14 protein-coding genes are annotated in these 19,056 nt (G+C 61.6%); 7 read left to right on the forward strand and 7 right to left on the reverse strand.

Annotated features, from left to right (window positions below):
• Positions 1-103 precede the first annotated feature (103 nt).
• Complete coding sequence (locus MMS95_RS08930) at positions 104-1,003, forward strand: LysR substrate-binding domain-containing protein (protein WP_015379354.1); 900 nt, start codon at positions 104-106, stop codon at positions 1,001-1,003.
• A 33-nt stretch (positions 1,004-1,036) separates the two neighbouring features.
• On the opposite strand, the gene MMS95_RS08935 is transcribed toward MMS95_RS08930, so the two are convergent.
• The 3 genes from MMS95_RS08935 to MMS95_RS08945 are packed head-to-tail and all read right to left on the reverse strand — an operon-like array spanning position 1,037 to position 7,406.
• Positions 1,037-3,226 carry a virulence factor SrfC family protein gene (locus tag MMS95_RS08935; RefSeq protein WP_118892650.1) on the reverse strand — a complete coding sequence of 730 codons (2,190 nt, stop codon included), beginning with the start codon at positions 3,224-3,226 and terminating at the stop codon, positions 1,037-1,039.
• On the reverse strand, positions 3,223-6,168 hold the full coding sequence (locus MMS95_RS08940) for a virulence factor SrfB (RefSeq protein WP_162895254.1): 2,946 nt from the start codon (positions 6,166-6,168) through the stop codon (positions 3,223-3,225). The genes MMS95_RS08935 and MMS95_RS08940 overlap by 4 nt, the downstream gene beginning before the upstream one ends.
• Positions 6,168-7,406, reverse strand: coding sequence for an SrfA family protein (locus tag MMS95_RS08945; protein WP_118892652.1), 1,239 nt, complete (start codon positions 7,404-7,406; stop codon positions 6,168-6,170). Before MMS95_RS08945 ends, MMS95_RS08940 begins: the two co-directional genes overlap by 1 nt.
• A gap of 294 nt (positions 7,407-7,700) precedes the next feature.
• On the opposite strand from MMS95_RS08945, the gene MMS95_RS08950 reads away from it, so the two are divergent.
• Positions 7,701-8,618: a DMT family transporter gene (locus MMS95_RS08950; protein WP_075685659.1), complete on the forward strand. Its 918-nt coding sequence runs from the start codon at positions 7,701-7,703 to the stop codon at positions 8,616-8,618.
• Here the strand turns inward: MMS95_RS08950 and MMS95_RS08955 are convergent.
• Positions 8,615-10,108 carry a PLP-dependent aminotransferase family protein gene (locus MMS95_RS08955; RefSeq protein WP_242141584.1) on the reverse strand — a complete coding sequence of 498 codons (1,494 nt, stop codon included), beginning with the start codon at positions 10,106-10,108 and terminating at the stop codon, positions 8,615-8,617. The genes MMS95_RS08950 and MMS95_RS08955 overlap by 4 nt on opposite strands.
• 1,050 nt (positions 10,109-11,158) lie before the next feature.
• Between MMS95_RS08955 and MMS95_RS08960 the strand changes: the two genes are divergently transcribed.
• The 5 genes from MMS95_RS08960 (at position 11,159) to MMS95_RS08980 (ending at position 16,739) form a co-directional block, all read left to right on the forward strand.
• A complete protein-coding gene (locus MMS95_RS08960; protein WP_050501227.1) occupies positions 11,159-11,545 on the forward strand; it encodes a helix-turn-helix domain-containing protein in 387 nt (128 codons plus the stop codon).
• A gap of 118 nt (positions 11,546-11,663) precedes the next feature.
• Positions 11,664-12,209, forward strand: a complete 546-nt coding sequence (locus tag MMS95_RS08965; protein ID WP_060557894.1) for a fimbrial protein — start codon at positions 11,664-11,666, stop codon at positions 12,207-12,209.
• A gap of 119 nt (positions 12,210-12,328) precedes the next feature.
• On the forward strand, positions 12,329-12,970 hold the full coding sequence (locus tag MMS95_RS08970) for a fimbria/pilus periplasmic chaperone (RefSeq protein ID WP_232733444.1): 642 nt from the start codon (positions 12,329-12,331) through the stop codon (positions 12,968-12,970).
• A 57-nt stretch (positions 12,971-13,027) separates the two neighbouring features.
• Positions 13,028-15,574, forward strand: coding sequence for a fimbria/pilus outer membrane usher protein (locus tag MMS95_RS08975; protein WP_156866418.1), 2,547 nt, complete (start codon positions 13,028-13,030; stop codon positions 15,572-15,574).
• Positions 15,575-15,647: 73 nt separating this feature from the next.
• Complete coding sequence (locus tag MMS95_RS08980; protein ID WP_134954135.1) at positions 15,648-16,739, forward strand: fimbrial protein; 1,092 nt, start codon at positions 15,648-15,650, stop codon at positions 16,737-16,739.
• A 13-nt stretch (positions 16,740-16,752) separates the two neighbouring features.
• On the opposite strand, the gene MMS95_RS08985 is transcribed toward MMS95_RS08980, so the two are convergent.
• The 3 genes from MMS95_RS08985 to MMS95_RS08995 all read right to left on the reverse strand — a co-directional run bounded on the left by MMS95_RS08985 (position 16,753) and on the right by MMS95_RS08995 (position 19,048).
• A complete protein-coding gene (locus MMS95_RS08985) occupies positions 16,753-17,376 on the reverse strand; it encodes a LuxR C-terminal-related transcriptional regulator (RefSeq protein WP_060557887.1) in 624 nt (207 codons plus the stop codon).
• Between the two features lie 109 nt (positions 17,377-17,485).
• A complete protein-coding gene (locus MMS95_RS08990) occupies positions 17,486-18,025 on the reverse strand; it encodes a fimbrial protein (protein ID WP_156866419.1) in 540 nt (179 codons plus the stop codon).
• A gap of 18 nt (positions 18,026-18,043) precedes the next feature.
• A complete protein-coding gene (locus MMS95_RS08995) occupies positions 18,044-19,048 on the reverse strand; it encodes a fimbrial protein (protein ID WP_033631878.1) in 1,005 nt (334 codons plus the stop codon).
• Between the last annotated feature and the right edge of the window lie 8 nt (positions 19,049-19,056).

Below are 19,056 nucleotides of genomic sequence, written 5' to 3' on the forward strand. Positions count from 1 at the left end.
GGGGCTCATACAGCGTCTGCCCCGTCACGAGGCTAAAGATAACTTGGCAAGTTGTGACTTGATAGGACATAATTTGTCTAAGTTAAGTCCTTTGAGGTCTCACATGATCGATTTACGTCAGTTGAAATACTTTGTGGCGGTGGCGGAAGAAGAGCACGTCGGCCGCGCCGCCGAACGGCTGCACATTTCCCAGTCACCGCTGAGCCGGCAGATTTCCCAGCTTGAGGAGCGCCTCGGATTGATGCTGTTCGAACGCAATCAGCAGCGCATCCGCCTGACCGCCGACGGCCAGACGTTTCTGGCAGAAACCCGCGCGCTGTTGACGCACGCCACCCGGCTCGAGTCGCTTGGGCGCCGTCTGGGGCGCGGGGAAGACGGCGGGCTGTGCATTGGCTATATCGAAAATGCGATGCACTCCGGCGTCTTGTCGAACGCCTTGCGGTCGCTGCGGGTGTCCCGGCCGGATGTGCACATCGTGCTTTACAGCCAGCCTTCTTCCATGCAGCTGGAAGGGCTGCGGCAGCGTAGCCTGGACGTGGCGCTGGTCAATACGGCGCCGGATCGCGACGATCAGGATTTGGACTATACGCAGGTGTTGGACGATCGCATGTTGCTGGCCCTGCCGCAGACGCATCCGCTGGCGGACAGGGAAACGCTGCAGCCGGCGGATCTCACCGATCAGGCCTGGATCTCGGTGATCCACAAAGAGGATGCCCATTCGCGCGACGACTTCGTGGCGGCCTGCGTGAAGGCCGGGTTCGATCCGGATATTCGGCTGGAGGCGGGCGAGCCGCTGACTGCGTTGGGGCTGGTCGCCGCCGGGTTGGGGATGACGTTGATCCAGCACAGCCTGCGGCATAACGCGCCGCAAGGTGTAGTGTTGCGCGAGCTGCCCTGGATGCAATACACCACGCAGCTGTGGGCCGTGTGGCACAAGGCCAACCTGCGCCCGCTGGTCACCCATTTCCGCGAAGTGATGTCGGCCGGGCCGGCCTGCCACTGACTGCGCGGCGGCGTCCGGCCCGGATGGCGCCCGCTACGGCGCAGCGCGCAGGGCGGCGACGATCGCCGCCAGGTCGGCGCGTTGCTCGTCTGCCAGCGCCGGCTGCGCCTGCGCGGCATTTTCCGCCAGCAGGGTCTGCAGGCCGATCAGCCAGTCATAGATATAAAATGCGGTACTTTTGGTTGGCGTCGGCGCCAGCCGAGTGAGCCGCTGCTGGCCGCTCCAGTCCACCGCCGGCTGCGGCGGCGGGGTAAAGATCGGTTGGCCGGGATTGACGCGGCTCTCGGGGCGCGTTGCCGCATCGCGCCGCTGGAAGCCGAGCCAGGCGACGAAGTCGCCCAACAGCGCCAACGCCTGGCTGATCTGCCGATCTTCCCCCTGTTCCGGCAGGCCGCCGGCGCACAGCGCGCGCTCCAGCTCATCATCGAGCCGCTGGCGGCAGGCGGCGCCGATCAACGCATCAACCAGCAGTTCGAGATGCGGTTTGTCGACGCCGAGCAGATCCAGCAACCGGCGGCTGTCCGGCAGGCTGCGCAGATGGTTGATCCAATCCGCGAATATCCGCGCGGCAAAGGGTGACGTGGGGGGCTCGCCGGGCGCCGGGGTTTCCGGTGCGCCGAACAGATCGATGTCGAGCCCGAACGGCGCAGGCGTCGCCGGGGTCGGCGCGGCGTGCTGCTGTTGCTGGTAAAGCTGGCGCAGCGTATCGCGCTGGGGCAACAATCGTTCCAGCAGTTCGCCGTGGCGGCCGGCCTGCGCCTGCAGCGCGCGCAGCAGCTGTTGGGCGCGTTGCTGGGTCGCGTATGGATCGGCGGCGGTGAGCCAGTTGCCGAGCAGGCTTTCCGTCAGCTCGCGCTGCAACTCTTCGCGCAGCTCGAGCAGGCGCGCTTGCTTGTGGGCCGGGCGCGCCTGTGCGGCCAGGTAGTTCACCATGCGGCGGCAATCCTGCTCATCCAGCGCCAGCAGTGTGGCCCAGCTGTCACCGGGTTCGCCGACCTGGCGCTGAACGGCGTCGTCAGGGCGCGGCTTGCCTTCCTGGCGTGGGTCGAACGGCGTGATCGCCCAGATTAAACCGGGTTTGCGGCGCTGGCGCAGCGCCGGGGTTTCCCCCTGGGTGTGGTCGACCCAACCGGCGAGCGCCTGGCCGATGCGCGCGGCGTCCTGCGGCGTGGCGGCGGCATCGGCTACCAGCAGCAGGTTGGCGTGCAGGCCGTCCGCGCAGCGGGCCAGCAAATGGGCGCGTTTCGCCTGTTGCAGCCGCTGCGTCGGTTCCGCCTGCGGGCGGGCGCAGCTGCCGGGCAGGTCGATCAGCGCCACGTCGGCGGGCAGGCCCGCCTGCGCGGTTTGCGGCAGAACGGTGGTGACTTCGGCGGTCAACCAGACCAGATCGCTCAGCGCGATCTCCCGTTCACCGCCGTGTTCGGCCATCACGACGATTGCCGTGTTTTCCGGTGCGGCGCTCGCGGTCAGCAGCGTCAAGGCGCGGCGCGGGGCATGAACCTGCCGGCTGTCACCGAGGGCATGCAGCGTGTGTGCCAGCTGGCGATAATGCGTCGTCAGCGTCGGTTCCTCTCCCCACAGCGGCGCAAACAGGCGCGCGCGATCGTCGATGCTAAGCTGCGGCGCCAGCGCCACGGCCTGCGGCCAGAAATGCCTGTCCAGCGTCTGTTGCCCCTTGTCGCCGTGGCGGCGTTGGCTATCCCACAGCGCCAGCACATCGCCGTCGCTGAGGGCGTCGGGGGCGATGGCTTGGCGGTGGCGCGCCAACGTTTGCAGATGGCCGGCGATCGCGCGGGCGTCCCAGTCCAGCCGGAAGCCGCCCATCGCGGCGGCATCGAGCGTGATGGCCAGCCACTGCGCTTCATTGAGCAGGGCGAGGGCGATCGGATACTCGGCGGGCCCCGCCTCGGCCGCCGTGCAGTAGCGCACCGCGAGCGAAAGGTCCGCGTTGAAGCGCTTTGCGCCAGGCGCCAGCGCCGCCAGCAGATGGGCCTTGGCGGCGGCGTTGTGGCCATACAAACCGATGGCGACCTGCGCAGGGCATGTGTTTTCCAACCGTGCGGCGCGGTTATGGCAACGGCGCAGGCGCTGTATCAGGCGATCGGCCTCCCGCTCCAGGCGGGGGGACTGCCGGCGCGCGGCGTCCACCCAGTCGATAGCTTGCAAAATGCCGGCGCTGAGCGCGTTATTCGGAGCCGCAGGGGCGAAGGTTTGCGTGTTCATCGTGGGTAAATGCTCCCGCTGTCTATCCAGTAGTGGGTCGCGCCGGAGGCGCTGGCAGCCAGGGTATTGAGTTTCAGTTGCAGGTGGTGCGCCGGGACGGGGCTGCCGTCGGCCAGCAGCGCATGCGCGATCTTGACGCTCTCGGCGCCCTGCTCGGCGCTGGCGGTGATGGCCAGCCGCAGGCTGATCACCGCGTCGCCGGCCAGCTTGCGCGCCAGCTGGGCGTCATTGATGGTCAGCGTATAGAGCGGCGAGGCCGGCCAGCGTTCGTTGTCCAATTGGCGGAACCCCAGACGCAGCGGGCCGCGCAGCTGGAAGCTGCCGGCGGGATCGAGCGCGAAATCGGCGCGATCCAGATCGATGTCGCGGTAATAGACGTTATCGTCCGCCAGCATGTTGTTGCCGTCCAGCATGCCCAGATAGCGAATGGTGGAGTAGGGCTGGAAATCGCCGACGTTGAAGTAAAAGCTCTCCAGCCGCAGATCGATCGCCAGCAGGCACAGCATGGCGCCCACCGCTGCGGTGGATTTCGGGTTGTCGATGCGGCCGCGTTTGTTGAACGGGTACCAGCTGCGGGTGTGATACCCCTCGAGCGGCAGAATGCGGCTGGCGGGCAGCGGCTGCAGATGGCGCAGCAGCGCCTGCACGCCGGGGAAGCGCGCCGGGCGGCCGGTCAGCAGCAGTACGTCGCAGGTATACAGAGCCACCACTTCGGCCAGCAGGCGCAGACAGCGGCCGATGCCGATGCGATCGGACAAGAAAGCGGCGTGCAGATCGGCCAGGCGGATCACCAGCGGGGTGTGCAGGATATCGAAGGCGTTGCTGTCGGCTTCGCGCTGCACTTCGCCGTTGATAAACGCCAGCACCTGCGGCGTCGGCGGCTGCGGCAGCAGATCGCCCAGGCTGGCGGCGATTTCCGCCCGGTTGTCCAGCGGGTCGTATTCTTCATAGGCGCCGAGCAGCGCGCGTCCGGCGGGCATGAAGATCTGCAGCGCGGCCTGCTGACGCAGGGTGGAAAGCCCGTCCATGCGCCCTTCGTTGCCGAACAGTTTGTCCATCAGCGCCGCGGCGGCGCTCACGCCGGCGGCCTCGAACGCCTGTTGCACGGCGGGCAGGACAAACTGCTGGATGATGTCCAGCAGGATGTCGTCGCCGGCGACTTTAAAGCCCTCGCGGAACAGCAGGCGCGGGTTGATTTTAATGTTGTTGCCTACGCCGTCATCGAGCGAGTAGTGCGTGATCGCCAGATCGGTGGTGCCGCCGCCGATGTCGATGGAGGCGATGCGCAGCGTCTTGCCGGGCTGTTCACCCGGCGCCAGCGGCCGATCGGGCCGAGCCATGGCGGCGAAGAAGGCATCGGTGCGGCCGGCGAAGTTCACCTGGGTTTCGTTGTACAGATAGACCATCTGACCGCAGGTGGCCTCGTCCCACTCCATCTGCACCAGCGGCGCCGGGAAGCGGGCGTGCGCGCCGTCGAACGGCGCATCCTGCGGGTGCCAGCCGAGGGCCTTCCACACCAGCCCGATCGCCTCCTGCATGCGGCGGCGGAAAATCTCGCGCTCCGGTTTCGGCATCGCCGAAGGCAGCGTCAGAATGATGGCGCGCAAACGGCGCGGCGCGGCGGCGTTCGGCATGCGGCTGCGCTGGGCGATGCTGTTGATCTGCATCAGCGCCTGCGCCAGCAGCTCGCTCAGCATCAGCGTCATCACCGCGCTGCGGCTGTAATGGGCGGTGAACACCGGCAGCCGTTGCGCCGTCGGCAGGGCGGACAGCGGCACGCCTTCGTCGTTGATCAGGGTGGTCAACGGCGCGGCGGCGGCCATCGGCTCGTGCCGCTCGTTGAAGCGCCAGCCGGGCGCATAGCGCTCCTCGTCCCACAGGTAGCGGCGCGGGCTGGAAATGCCGGTGGTGCCTTCATGGCCCGTTCGCCGCTGCGCCAGCTGCGCGGCTTCGCGGCCGACGCGGGTGATGGACGGCCACTGGAAGGCGTCGTCGCGCCCGCTCTGGAACGACAGATGCGGCTTGCCGAAGCTGGCCTGAGAAAACTCCACCCGGCTCTCGAACAGCTCGTTGTAGACGCGGTGCGGTTCAGACAGCGAACGCAGCTGCAGCTCGTAGGTTTGCTTCAGGCCGTTGCTCTCTTCCGGGTGGTCTTCGACCAGCACGCCGCAGGTGTGCGAGTTGCCGACGTCCAGCACCAGATCGACGTCGATCGCCGGTTGCTGCAGCGTTGCCGCCACCATCTTTATCTGCGGCACCGCCAGCTGGTGGCCGAGCATGTGCAGCAGGTTGAGGTAGTGCGCCTGATACTCGAAGGTTTTCAGCCCGGCGTTGATCTCCGCCTCGGCGCGCTGTTCCCGCTCGGCGGCGCGCTGGCTGAACGCCTCGCGCAGCCAGCCGTCCACCCAGGTCAGATCGAGAAATTCGCCCAGCTCGTGGTTGCGGTGCGCCAGCGCGAAGCTCAGATCGGCGCCGAGATCGCTTTCGCCCGGCGCCAGCGCCTCCTGGCCGGGCGCGGCGGCGCGAGTGTCGAAGGCCAGCACCACGCGCAGCAGGTTGCCGTCCTGATCCGGTTCATCCAGCTGCACCACCTGCAGGCGCGCCCAGTTGTCCGGGCCCGACAAAAACAGGCCCGCCGGGGTGTGGCGCAAGAAGGGCAGCGGCAGCCAGAGCTTATCCAGCAGGCGCAGCGACTGCTGCAGCGGGTAGCTGAACTCCGGCCGCACCACTTCGGCGGCCTGGTCGCCCACGGCCGGCAACTGGTATTTGCCGCTCTCGGCCTCCCATTGCAGGCGCAGCAGCGGGCCGCTGGCGGTCTTGCGCACGAATTTGCCGGGAAACTCGGCGTCCAGCCGCGGGGTCAGGGCAAAGTCCAGAAACTGAATGCCGCTGTCCTGGATCAGCGTAATGCCGTGTTTGTAGTCCGTAAGGGGTGCCAGCATCATTTACTCTCGCGCTTGAACGTCATGGGATAGGTGGTGTCCGCATCGTAGCGGCCGGTGCACTCTGCCGCGCCGGTTTCGCCCTGGCGGCAGACGATCTCCGGGATCTGGTAGCGGCTGCCGTCGCTGCAGCGCGCCTTGGTGCGGCTGTTGATCACCAGATTGCCGGACTGCATCAGCCCGGCTTCGACCGCCACCCGGCAGCTGACGCCGTCGCCGTAGGCGATGACGGCGCTGCCCTTGCCACCGTTCAGACGGTATTGCAGACCGGGGCGCTTGCCGGTAATCGGATCTTTCAGCGCCACCGTGGCGCGCCATTTGCCGTTAAGGAAACGGGTGGAGCCGGCCTTCACCGCCTCGGGCGGCAGCACCAGCGCATTTTTGTCCGCCGGCTGCGGGATGACCGGGGCTGGGGGCGGCGGCATCAGCGTGGCGTGCGCCAGCGGCAAGCGCAGCTTAGGCAACGGCGCGGCGGTTTTTTCCGGCGGCGCCGGATGGCGCACCTCAGCCGGCATCGCCGGTTGCGGCGACGGTGAGCGGTGCAGCCAGGCGGCCAGCGCCGCGCTGCCTAGCAGCAGTACCGGCAACAGCCACAGCGCGTGGCGCCGATGTGGGCGAACAACGGTGGGGGATTCGACGGGCGCCGCCGGAGCGGGCACCGGTTCAGGCTCGGCGGCCGGGGCCGGCTTTACCGGTTCGACAACGGCCGGTTTGCGCGGAGCGGCAGCGATCGGCGCCGGTTTTTCCACTTCCGATTCGATCGGACGCAGGCAGGCCAACGGATCGTCCGGGCTCTGCGCCTGCGGCTTGATAAAGCCCCAGAAGGTCAGCACCGGCCGATCGTCCACCAGGTAAACGTGGTTGGGGTCGGGTATGTGCATCGCTTTGGCCAGCAGCGCGCCGAACAGGCGATGGCTGGGGTGATCGGTCGCCAGGGCCTGTTCCGTCAGGCTGCGGAAGGTCGCCAGGCAGTGTTCCAGGTGCCGTACCGCCTGCGCGCGCTGGGCATCGCTCGCCGCCAGCCAGGAGGTGACTTTGCCGGGGAAGGGCGCATACCAGTCGATGCGGGTGCCGCTTTCGTTCGGCTGGGGGATCGCCAGACAGTCGGCGGCCTGCTGCTGCCGGCGAAGGCGCAGGGTTTCCCGCAACTGCTGCGCGCAGGCGTAGACCGGTTGCCCGTTCTCGCCTAAAGCCAGCACGTCATCCAAACTGCCACTGCGTAAGAAGGGTTTCACCACGGCGCCGCACCTTGTCCTGTTCTACAAAAACGCATAAAAGTCCATGATACCCCGCAGGCAGGGCCGCCAAACGGCCAAGGACAGCCCGAAAAACGCCCTTCTTTGGCGTTAGCGGCGCGCTTTGCTAACCGGCACAGTGAAAATTTCACTATCTGGACCTGTCTGTGAACCGCTTTATCTGAAAAATAGAACGCAGCCCCGGCAAACGACGCCGGGGAACGATGTTCTCTTTCACTATGACATCGCCTCGCGGGTTGCCGATTTCGGTATGCCTCAGGCGTGCGGAGCGTTCACATGACGGACAGTCAGTCTGCAAAAACTCTCGTTGTTACCCCTGCACATCCCGCCGCCGGGCATTCGGCCCAGGGCTGGATGAACGGTTTTCTTGGCATGATGATCTTCAGCGGCTCGTTGCCCGCCACCCGGGTGGCGGTGCTGGAGCTCGATCCGCTGTTTCTGACGGCGGTCAGGGCGGCGATCGCCGCTTTGCTGGCCCTGTGTGCGCTGTTGATCACCCGGCAGGCGCGGCCGACGCGGGCCGATTTGCCGCCGCTGCTGTTTGTGGCGCTTGGCGTAGTCATCGGTTTTCCGCTGCTGACGGCGCTGGCGCTGCAGCACACCACCTCGGCGCATTCGCTGGTGTATATCGGCCTGCTGCCGCTGGCGACCGCCGGTTTTGGCGTTTTGCGCGGCGGAGAGCGGCCCAAGCCCGCTTTTTGGGCTTTTTCAGGCGTCGGCGCCGTGCTGGTGGGCGCTTTCGCGTTGAGCCAGGGGAGCGGCGGCGCCTGGCAAGGGGATGCGCTGATGGTCGGGGCGGTGTTGCTGTGCGGCCTGGGTTATGCCGAAGGGGCGGTGCTGTCGCGCCGGATCGGCGGCTGGCAGGCGATCTCCTGGGCGCTGGTGGTCGCCTTGCCGTTGACGCTGGCGGCCACCTGGCTGGCGGCACCGGCCGCCTGGCCCGTGGTCAGCGGCGCTGCCTGGCTGTCGCTGGTTTACGTCTCGGTGTTCAGCATGTGGATTGGGTTTATTTTCTGGTATCGCGGCCTGGCGCAGGGCGGCATCGCCGCCGTCGGGCAGTTGCAGCTGCTGCAGCCGTTCTTCGGCCTGGCGCTGGCGGGCTGGCTGCTGCAGGAAACCGTCCAGCCGATGATGATCGCCGTGATGGCCGGCGTGGTGGTTTGCGTGTTCGGCGCCAAACGTTTTTCCCGCTAGGCGCCGCTGCCGGCGCAGGCCAGGATCACCTGTCCGAGCCGTTCCACCGCCAGTTGCACCTGGCGGTCGGCGTAACCGCCCAACCCCAGCACCAGGCCCGGCTCACCGTGGCCGGGCGCATACATCGGCGACACCGCCCGCAGCGCCAACCCGGCTTCGTTGGCCTGCAGGGCGACCCGCACGTCGTCGAGATCTTTTCTCAACCACAGCACCATGTGCATGCCCTGATCGCAGGGCTGCACCACCGCCAGCTCGGCCGGGATGTAAGCGTTGATCGCCTCGATCAGCACCCGACGCTTCTCGGCGTAGACGCCGCGCATTTTGCGGATATGCCGGTCGAGATACCCTTCGGCGATAAAGGCGGCCAGCACGTATTGATCCGCGCTGGGTGGATGGCGATCCATCAGGATCCTGGCGCCGCAAAAGGCGTCGACCAGCGGCGGCGGCACGATGGCGTAACCCAACCGCAGCGAAGGGAACAGCACCTTGCTGAAGGTGCCGAGATAGAGCGTCCGCTCGGGCGCCAGCCCCTGCAGCGAAGGGAACGGGTGGCCGGCGTAGCGCATCTCGCTGTCGTAATCGTCTTCCACGATCCAGGCCTGCCGCTCTCTGGCCCAGGCCAGCAGGGCGCTTCTTTTCGCCATGCTCATCGGCATGCCCAGCGGATACTGATGCGACGGCGTGACAAAGGCGGCGCGGGCATTGGCGGCCAGGCGCACGCCGGCGGCGACGTCGATGCCGTCGTCGGCGACGGGCACCCTAATCATGCGCCGATCGCGGAACAGGCTATCGAAAATGGCGGTAATGCCGGCGTAGGCAGGATCTTCGACCCAGGCGCTGTCGCCGGCGTCCAACAGGATCTGCGCGGCCAGATACAGCCCCTGTTGGGTGCCGGAGGTAATGAGGATTTGCTGCGGCGTACAGTTTACCGAGCGGGAACGGCGCACATAGTCGCAGATGGCTTCGCGCAGCGGCAGTGCGCCCAGCGGATCGCCGTAGCCCGACGGCGCGCCGGGGCCGCGGGCGCGGATGCGGTTGCCGAGCCGCCGCCAGATATCGTCGGGCGCGGTATCGCCGATTGGCACTGACACAGTGAACGGCACCGGCGGCAGCGCCCGCGCCTGCGTGGCAAAGCGCGCCAAATGCTGAGCCTGTGAAGAAAGCGGAACCGCTACCGCTGAACTCGCCTGCGCCGTGGCGTGCGGCGTGCGGCGCGGCGCCTGATAGTGGGCGACCCGGGTGCCGGAGCCGGGCTGCGGTTCGAGAAAGCCTTCCGCCGTCAGCTGAGCAAAGGCTTCCAACACCGTGCCGCGCGCCAGATCCAGCGCCGCCGACAGCCGGCGCGTCGAGGGCAGCAGATCGCCCGCTTTCAGATCGCCCCGGTGGATGGCCTGGCGCAGGGCCTGCGCCAGCTGGTGGCTTAGCTGACCCGCCTGGCGGTCGAGCTCGCCGAGGGCTGGGACGTCAACGACTTTGGCTGTTCTGGGCATGGATTCCGGCTCGCTTTGCAGTGCGAAAATGAGTATTCAGCGTAAACCACTCTTACTGTGTTCGCTAATGCGCCGTACCAGATTGAAAAAAGGAGCGCGAATCTTGGGGGATGGCCGCGAGAACATTTTACCCGGTATTGTATGCGCTTCATTATTTTAGCGCTATTACCAGGCTTCTATAACGGGGTTACATAATGCAATGTTGCTTATCGGCGAATTTGAAATAAACCTCATCACCAAAATGTTTGGTGATGGCTTTCAGGTGTTAACCAGAGGTGCGCCGCATCTGTTGTGAATTGATTGATGGCGTGTGGGGCTAATGGTGAAGGTAGCATGCATTGTTACACTGCGTAGTGGAATGCCTAAGGTTGCGCAACTCTGCGGCTGTACACGCGTTTAGCGAAATTTTCCCAAGCTAAAATCGGCGATTTGGAATCTGGGATATATTTTTTATTAAACTCAACTAATCCCATTAGTCTTATATTCTGTTTGTTCTATTTTCTTCCTAATTTAAATTTACAAAAACCTATTTTATGTTTTTTTTGTAGGTTTTTATTTTAAATTTAAAGATAATTTCAATATATAAAACTTTTTTCTTCGGGGTTTGTGTATTATGCCTCTGCGTTATCTGAATGGCTTTTTCTATCATAAATATTAATTCCATGATGAGAGGGTTGCCTTTTTAAGGACGGAAGGAAAACAGTCTGAGGCAGTGTTTTGGTGGGAGGTACGATGAAGATATAAATAGCAGACTATGCTTTTCGTGTTTTTGGAATTTATATCTGATTTTTTTTGAAATGCGGGATTTAAGACTCATGATTAAAATCTAATGATAATCATGATTTATTGCACTGTGTGAAGATGACGGCAGTGGAATATATCGGTTGTGAGGCGCTTCTTGAGACTAACTTCTCATGGTTCTCGTAATATTGAATGGCAACTGATCAATTTTAAGGGATTGCCCAAGACTTTTCTGAATTTATAATGACATAAAGACATTATGAATTTAAATGATGCAGTTTTATTTTTTTATTCTTTCAGGGAATCTTAATGATGGAACGCCATCTCTTCGGTTTTATTATAGATCACGACATTCAACTGGACATCGCCAACAAGCGATTGGTGAGAATCAATTCTCTGGCGCCGGAAAAATGGGTGCACTTTAGCGCGGTGACATTAAATGATGCCATGGTGAGCTTACTGGTTTTTTTATTACAACACCATGGCGACGGTCGGAAATTCACCAAAGCGGAAATATTGCAACAGGTGTGGGATGACAACAGTTACTCGTCATCCAGCCAAAAACTCTGGCAAACCATTAAAGAGCTCAGATTAAGGCTCGATGTGATAGGTTTGCCGCACGACTTCATCGTTAATGTGAAGGGGGCGGGGTATACCCTTAATAACCCAGTCGTTACGCCTTTATTCTACGAGTGATTGTATTTAAAAGCGTAAAATAAAAGCGCGCATATCAATATTATCGTTCCTGCTTGGCGTTATTCATGGAAATAAAAGGTAATAGAATGCGTTATTGATAAAATAATCAGGAGTCTATATGAAAAAGTCCTCCGCAATAGTGTTTACCTTGCTCGGCCTGTCTGGCTTGGTCGGCCAGGCGCAAGCGGCCAGTAACGGGACGATTAACTTTAGCGGCGCCGTTTCCGCGACGACTTGCGATGTGAGAGTCAACGGGCAGGCAGCCGATGGCAACATCACGCTGCCTGTCGTCACTCAGGATCAACTGAGCGTGATGAGTTGGACCGCCGGCCGCACGGCGTTTGAGCTGAAACTGAACAGCTGCCAGGGCACCCTGAAAACGGTGGCCGCTTATTTTGAGGCCGGCCCAGGGGTGGACTCCAGCGGGCGTCTGCATAACCTCACCGGCTCGGCGAAGAATGTCGCGCTGCAATTGCGTGAAGGTTCGGGATCATTCAATCCGATCGTGGCCGGCAGCCCAAGTCAAATAACGAATGCTACCTATCACACTATCGCTTCTACCGGTATGGCCACGTTACCGTATACGGTTGAATATTATGCTAAGGGCGCAGCAAGCGCCGGTTCGGTAGTGAGTAATGTGGTGTATTCCCTGCAGTACAAATAACCATTTTACAGGGGGGGCTCCCCCCTGTATTTATCAAAATTACTGGAGTGATGATTATGAGCAATAAAGCTCGTGTTTTTTCGTGCGCGTTTTTTTGGGCCGTGCTTGCCTCTTTTCCCATGATGGCTTCCGCCAGCGTAGTGATTAACGGTACGCGGGTTATTTACTCTTCGTCAGATAAAGAAACTACGGTGAGATTAAATAATGTGGGCAAATCGCCGGTATTAATTCAAAGCTGGATTGATGACGGCGATCCGAATAAAAAACCAGAAAATATCAATGTGCCTTTTATTTTGACGCCGCCGATTAATCGCATTGATGCAGGCAAGGGGCAGACATTGCGTCTGAGTTACACCGGTGCACCGTTGCCGGCGGATAAAGAGAGCGTTTACTGGCTTAACGTGCTGGAGATCCCGGCCAAAAAGCAGCTTACAGGCGATGAAAGCCTGCTGCAAATGGCCTTCCGTTCGCGCATCAAGTTGTTTTTCCGTCCGGATGGACTGAGCGGTGACGCCAATGAGGCGGCAAAGCAGTTGAGCTGGTCCGTGACGCCGGGCGGCGTCAAGGCGACTAACCCGACGCCGTATTTTGTGTCGCTGGTCAGCCTTGCTGCCAACGGCAAGGAAACTGAGGGGCAAATGATCGCGCCGCGATCCGCATTGGAATTTAAAGGCGTCAGCGCTGCAGCGGGAAAATCGTTAAGCGTCGAATTCGTCAATGACTACGGCGCCGTCAATAAATTCATTGCTTTGGTTAAGTAAGCGCGAGCGAAGTCATTAATGGGGCGAATATCGGCCGGGCGTGACGGGGAAAATAACATGAGCGGATATTTTAGCTTTGCGCGCGCGGGCCGCCATGGCGCGTGGCGTTTAACGCCGGCGGCGCTGTGCGTGCTCGGCGCATTAAGCGGCTCAGCCTGGGCCGAAAACGTCGAATTCGATCCGTCATTTCTGAATATGGGTAATCGCGAGCATGTCGATTTGTCACGCTTTGCACGCGGGGCGGCGGGGTTGATCGGAAAACATCGGGTGGCGCTGTATATCAATGAAGAAGCCACAACCAATAGAGAAATTGAATTCAAAACGCGCGCCGATGGCAGCCTGTATCCCTGTCTGACGTCGGACATCGTCAAGGCGATCGCGTTTAACGAGGCGGCGTTGCCGAAAGCGGCGCTGGCGCCACTGGCGCAGGGAGAGGCATGCTTCGATCTGCCGCGGCAAATCCCCGACGCGCAGATGAACTTTGATAGCGGCGAGCAGCGGCTGGATATTGTGATACCGCAGATTTATATGCGTAAAACCGCGCGCGGCAGCGTTGATCCGGCACAGTGGGACAGCGGCGTCGCGGCTCTGTTTCTGAATTACAACCTGAACGGCTATACCAGCTCGTCGCGCGGCGTGGACTACCAATCTTTTTACGCCGGTTTGTCCGGCGGCGCCAACCTGGGCGCTTGGTATCTGCGGCATAACGGCACGTATAGCTGGATGCAAAACGGCACTTCGCAATACGACAGCATCAACACCTTCCTGCAGCGCGATATTCCGCTGCTGAAGGGCAGAGGTGTGATCGGCCAGGCGAACACCACCGGTCAACTGTTCGATACGCTGGCGTTTAACGGCGTGCAGCTGGCCAGCGATGAGCGCATGCTGCCGGAATCGCAGCGCGGCTATGCGCCGGAAATCCGCGGCATCGCCAGAAGCAACGCTCAGGTGACCGTGCGGCAAAGCGGGCAGATCATTTATCAAACCACGGTAACGCCGGGGGCATTCCTGATTGACGATCTGTATCCCACCGGTTACGGCGGCGATCTGGAGGTTACGGTGCGCGAAGCCGATGGCGCGCAGAGTGTCTTCACCGTGCCCTATGCGGCGGTCACTCAGCTGCTGCGACCGGGGACCGATCGTTATGAAGCGGTGCTTGGCAAGGCCGACAGTGGCAGCCTGCGGGAAAAGCCCTGGCTGTATCAGGCTACCTATCAGCGCGGCCTGTCCAATGCGCTGACCGCTTACGGCGGGTTGCAGGGGGCGGCCGATTATCGGGCCGTACAATTAGGGACGGCCGTCGGCACGTCGTTGGGTGCGGTGGGGATCGACGTGACCCAAAGCGACAGCCGCCTGAGCCGCGAGCGACGGCAAAGCGGGCAGAGCTATCGGCTCAGCTACAGCAAAACCGTCAACGAAACCAACAGCAGTCTTTCGCTGGCCGCCTATCGGTTTTCCACCTCAGGCTATATGGATTTCATGACCGCCATGCAGACGCGTGAGCGCATGGCTCCGGGTGAGGGGGATAACGCCGTTCCGCGTGCCAAGAATCGTCTGACCTTCTCTGTTGCCCAAGGGCTGGCGTCGGGATGGGGGCAACTTTATGTCAGCGGCTCGCTGCAGGATTATTGGAACGGGTACGGGCGTGATAAGCAGTATCAGTTGGGCTACAGCAACGGCTATCGGTCGGTCGCCTATGGCCTGAGCGCGGCGCGCAGCAAGACGAGTAACGGCAAGGCGCAAAATAGCTTTTTGCTGAATATCAGCCTGCCATTGGGGCGGCGCGACAAGGCGGGCGCGCCGCAGCTGCGCCTGGGCCTGGCGCATGACAGCAACGGGGCGAGGAGCCAGCAGGCGATGATTTCCGGCAATCTCGGCGCTGCCAATCAGTTCAGCTATGGCCTGAGTGCGATGAACGCCAACCGCAATGGCGGCAGCGGCTCGTTGAACGCTCAGTATCGCAGCCAGATGGCGCTGCTCAGCGGCGCTTACAGCGCGGGCAAAGGCTATCGCAGCGGCTCCGCCGGGCTCAGCGGCACCGTAGTGGGGCATGCCGGCGGCGTATCGTTCAGTTCTTACGGTTCGGAAACGTTCGCTCTGGTGGAAGCGAAAGGCGCCGAAGGCGCCGGAGTTTCCACCTACCCGGGCGTCGCTGTCGATGCGCGCGGTTATGCGTTGGTGCCTTATTTAACCCCCTACCAGCTGAATGAAATTAGCCTGGATCCCAAAGGCGCAGCGTCCGACGTCGAGCTGGAAGAGACGACGCGCAAGGTCGCGCCTTATTCTGGCGCGTTGGTGAAAGTGAAATATAACGCCCGTAAAGGCATGCCGGTATTGATCGACACCGGGTCTGCGGGCGTGCCGGCGCCTTTCGGCGCCGAAGTGCTCGACGAAAGCGGCGCCGTGGTTGGCGCCGTGGGGCAGGGCGGGCTGGTTTATGCGCGCGTCGCTCAGGACAGAGGCGGTTTGCGGGTGCGCTGGGGGGCGGATCGCAATGCGCAGTGCGACTTGAATTATGTGCTGATGCCGCAGCAGAAAGGCGGTCGGCCGGTGTTGCAGCGCTTTAGCGTGCCGTGTCGCAGCGGCGTTGGCGCAGAACGATGAGATCTATTTTTGGCTTGAGAACGCCGCCGGGCACGGCTGCAGCGGCGCGTTTCAACGCGCGGGAGAGAATGAGATGACACAAAAAAACCGCCAGGTTATTTGGCGCGGCATCGCCTTGTTGGCGCTGTTGCTGGCTCAATCGGCGTGGGCCGACTGTTATTACAGCGATAAGTCGAGTATCAAGAACGATCTGACGGTCAATGCGCCTTTGGTGACCGGCAATATCAGTATTGGCGCAGATGTGCCGGTTGGCTCAGTGATCTATACGCAAAACTTTAATCCCTCATTCGGCACAGTATGGGTTAAATGCGATACGCCGCAGACGTTCGTCTCGCTGGTGATGGATTATGAAACGCCTCCGTACCCGTTATCGGGGTGGAGCTCGGCGAAATTCGGCAAAGTGTATGAAACCGGCTTGCCGGGGGTGGGCGTATTTATCGATAATCACTCGTTGGATACTTTCACGCTGCCGTATATTTCCAACGGTACGTTAGTGAAAGAGGATAATGGCTGGGCGAATAACTTGTTCAAGTATCGTATCCGCTTAATCAAGACTGGCGACGTGCAACCCGGTACCGTCACCGGCGCCGCTCTGCCCTGCCTGATGACGCGGGTGGGACCGACCGCAGCCCCCTTTACGGCGATGCGGCTGTGCTTTACCGGCGCTATCAACGTGGAAGCGAAAACCTGCACCACGCCCGATGTTTTCGTCGCCATGGGGAAATATGACATGGGGCGACATTTCACCGGAAAAGGCAGCGTAACCGAATGGAAAGACGCCTCGATCCGCCTGCTGGATTGCCCGAGGTTTTACGGCACGGCCGAGGCCCAGTATTCGGATGACGGTACTGGCAGCATTAGCGGCGCGACCGGCAACAGTCTGACGCTTTCGTTGACGCCCAACACGTCGGTGATCGATGACATCAATGGCGTCATGGGCGTGAAAGAAGGCAGCGGCAGCGCCGGCGGCGTAGGCATTCAGTTGGGATATGGAGCCTCTTTACCTCAGAGCGTACAGTTCTCGCGGGCAATCACCGTGCCGCTTTCCCCTGCCACGCCCACGTCTTTCAGCATTCCGTTGCAGGCCCGCTATATCCAAACCGAGCCTACCGTCACGCCGGGTGCTGCCGACGCAACAGTGACCTTTAACATCAATTATTATTGAGTGGGCGGGCTGGTCAACTCAGCCCGCGCTGATTCAGCAGCACTTTATTCAACTCGCTGTTTTTACGCACGTTCAGCTTGCGCATCGCCGAGCGCTTATGGGCGCTGATGGTTTTCTGGCTGCGCTGCAGCAGGCCGGCGATGCTGCAGGCGGACATGCCGCTGCTCATCAACCCCAACACCTTTTTTTCGCAGTGGCTGAGCGCGGCGATGCGGCAGGCCTGGCATTTCCACATGCCGGCGGCGTGCAGCGCCATCCACGGATGCTGGATAAATTTCTCCAGCGCCATCTGCAACTTGAGGCGGATGGCGTAGGCCGAATCGCGCCGATGGATGCTGAACAGCGGCGGCAGGTTTTTCACCTGTTGCTGGGTCGTGTCGTCAAGGATCAGCAGAGTCAGCTGCCGCTGGCGCGGGATGCCGTAGGGGCTCTGGTAACAGCAGGCGCAGCCCCAGCGCTCTTCCGGCGTGCGGAACACGATTTCGATGTTATCCAACGCCTGCAGCGCCAGCGGCGAGAACTGCGGGTACAGGCGCTGGCATTCGTTCAGGGAGTGCAGATAATCCTGCAGCAGCAGACGCAGCCCCTGCTGGTAGAAGTTATCGCTGTCGAACAGCGTGAAGCGAATATCTGGCATGGGTGGCTCCTTAAAAGGCCGCGGCACCGCGCCGGAGCGAACGGTGACGGCCCATTGCCGGCGATAGCGCGCCGGGCGTTTTCCTGATTTCCCTGGGGCGGTGCGGGGCTTATTGGTACGCCAGCACAAAATTGGCGACGGACGTGAATTCGCCTTCGGTAATGCTTTGGTTCTGAATCGCGCTCGGCCGCCCTTGTACGTAGGCGGTGAAGTTCAGGTTGTTGGGGCCGTTTTGCAGCGCGACGGCGCTGGTGGCCTTATTCAGAGAGATGTCCGCACCCTGATGATCGAACAGGGCGATGGCGGCGCCGTTCGCGCCGTTGTTGATCGCCAGCTTGCCCGGCAGCTCTCCGTCTTCGGTGCCGCTGAAGGTCACGCTGACGGATTTGAACACCGTGGTCTTGCAGTCGGTCAGCTTGATGCTGAATGGCACCGGCGTGGTGTGGCCGTAGCGGTACAGGGTTTTGACGATCACCGTGCCCATCTCCACCAGCTGATCGGCGGACTGCGGTTCGATATTGCACGGGCGGCTCACCACGGTGCCGTGGAACTGCACCGGCGCGCCGATAAGCTCGGTGTTCGCCGCCGCCGGCATGGCGGCAAACCACCAGGGCGCGCAGCTCAGCAGCGCTAAAGCGCGTAGACGCATTTTCCGTTCCTCCCTCGGTTACTGGAATGCCGCCACGATGGTGGCCGATGCATTGAATTCCCCTTCGCCGATCTCTGCGCCGCCGTTGGCGAACGGCGCCGCCACCAGGTTCCAGGAGCCGCCGTTGCCGATGTTCGGCACCGGGTAAAACTCATTCGGGATAACCAACTGGCCTTTATGCGTCAGCCGGATGCCGAGATCGTTCTTGTCGGTTTTGAATACCTCGTTGCTGAAGGAGGCCGCCGTGCCCGACACCGCCAGCTTGATATTCAGCGTGCCGTCCTCGAAGCTGCCGCCCTCGCACTGGAAGCGCACCGGAATGCTTTGCGGGTAGTTCGAGCCGTTGAGATCGCTGCCGCCGATCTCGCCGAACTCCACGTTGATCAACTGGCCTTCGTTCACCACGCATTTATCGGGCACGTAGAGGATTGCGGACTGGATAAACACCTGCGCCATCGGGTTGGGGCCGAAACCGCCGTCGGTCGAGCCGAGGCGGCCGTACATCTCGATGATCTGCCGATCGTTAATCTCAACGCCGTTAATGATTTTTTTGCGCACCCGGAAGGTGATCTTGCCTTTGGAGCCGCTGCCGTAGTTGTTGACCTGCAAGTACGGCGGCTGGCAGCGGTGTTGGCTCAGCAGATTCGATTCGTTGTAAAAAGGCACGGTGACGTAGGCGTTCTTGTTGCCGGCAATCCACACCTCGGCTTTTAAATCCAAAAAGTCATTCAGCTTTAAATAGCCGTTGCCGTAGTCGGAGGGGGGCAACGCCGAATCCGACTTGTAAAAGTGCGGGCTGGTGGGGATAGGGGTATCGCAATACACCTTGCCGGTATAGGTGCCGCCCAGATCATAGGGAAACAGTTTGGTGAACCCCACCTGGTTGGTGATGTTGCTTTCATTCAGATCGATATAGAACTGTTTCGGCCCGCCGTCCGGCGTGACATAGCCGTTGGCCCAGGCGGCGGGGGCCGCCAGCGCGATCGCCAGCGGCAGGCAGAGTTTGGTCAGTTGAGTTTTCATTGCGTTCT

The sequence above is a fragment of the Serratia sp. PGPR-27 genome, assembly GCF_022678525.1.
GTDB lineage: Bacteria > Pseudomonadota > Gammaproteobacteria > Enterobacterales > Enterobacteriaceae > Serratia > Serratia nematodiphila.

What these genes read in the sequence shown, in the direction of transcription:
- MMS95_RS08975 (WP_156866418.1), top strand. Translation starts at nt 13,028, where the DNA reads ATGAGCGGATATTTTAGCTTTGCGCGCGCGGGCCGCCATGGCGCGTGG.
- MMS95_RS08990 (WP_156866419.1), bottom strand. Translation starts at nt 18,025, where the DNA reads ATGCGTCTACGCGCTTTAGCGCTGCTGAGCTGCGCGCCCTGGTGGTTT.
- MMS95_RS08940 (WP_162895254.1), bottom strand. Translation starts at nt 6,168, where the DNA reads ATGCTGGCACCCCTTACGGACTACAAACACGGCATTACGCTGATCCAG.
- MMS95_RS08935 (WP_118892650.1), bottom strand. Translation starts at nt 3,226, where the DNA reads ATGAACACGCAAACCTTCGCCCCTGCGGCTCCGAATAACGCGCTCAGC.
- MMS95_RS08995 (WP_033631878.1), bottom strand. Translation starts at nt 19,048, where the DNA reads ATGAAAACTCAACTGACCAAACTCTGCCTGCCGCTGGCGATCGCGCTG.
- MMS95_RS08985 (WP_060557887.1), bottom strand. Translation starts at nt 17,376, where the DNA reads ATGCCAGATATTCGCTTCACGCTGTTCGACAGCGATAACTTCTACCAG.
- MMS95_RS08965 (WP_060557894.1), top strand. Translation starts at nt 11,664, where the DNA reads ATGAAAAAGTCCTCCGCAATAGTGTTTACCTTGCTCGGCCTGTCTGGC.
- MMS95_RS08955 (WP_242141584.1), bottom strand. Translation starts at nt 10,108, where the DNA reads ATGCCCAGAACAGCCAAAGTCGTTGACGTCCCAGCCCTCGGCGAGCTC.
- MMS95_RS08950 (WP_075685659.1), top strand. Translation starts at nt 7,701, where the DNA reads ATGACGGACAGTCAGTCTGCAAAAACTCTCGTTGTTACCCCTGCACAT.
- MMS95_RS08930 (WP_015379354.1), top strand. Translation starts at nt 104, where the DNA reads ATGATCGATTTACGTCAGTTGAAATACTTTGTGGCGGTGGCGGAAGAA.
- MMS95_RS08980 (WP_134954135.1), top strand. Translation starts at nt 15,648, where the DNA reads ATGACACAAAAAAACCGCCAGGTTATTTGGCGCGGCATCGCCTTGTTG.
- MMS95_RS08970 (WP_232733444.1), top strand. Translation starts at nt 12,329, where the DNA reads ATGATGGCTTCCGCCAGCGTAGTGATTAACGGTACGCGGGTTATTTAC.
- MMS95_RS08960 (WP_050501227.1), top strand. Translation starts at nt 11,159, where the DNA reads ATGATGGAACGCCATCTCTTCGGTTTTATTATAGATCACGACATTCAA.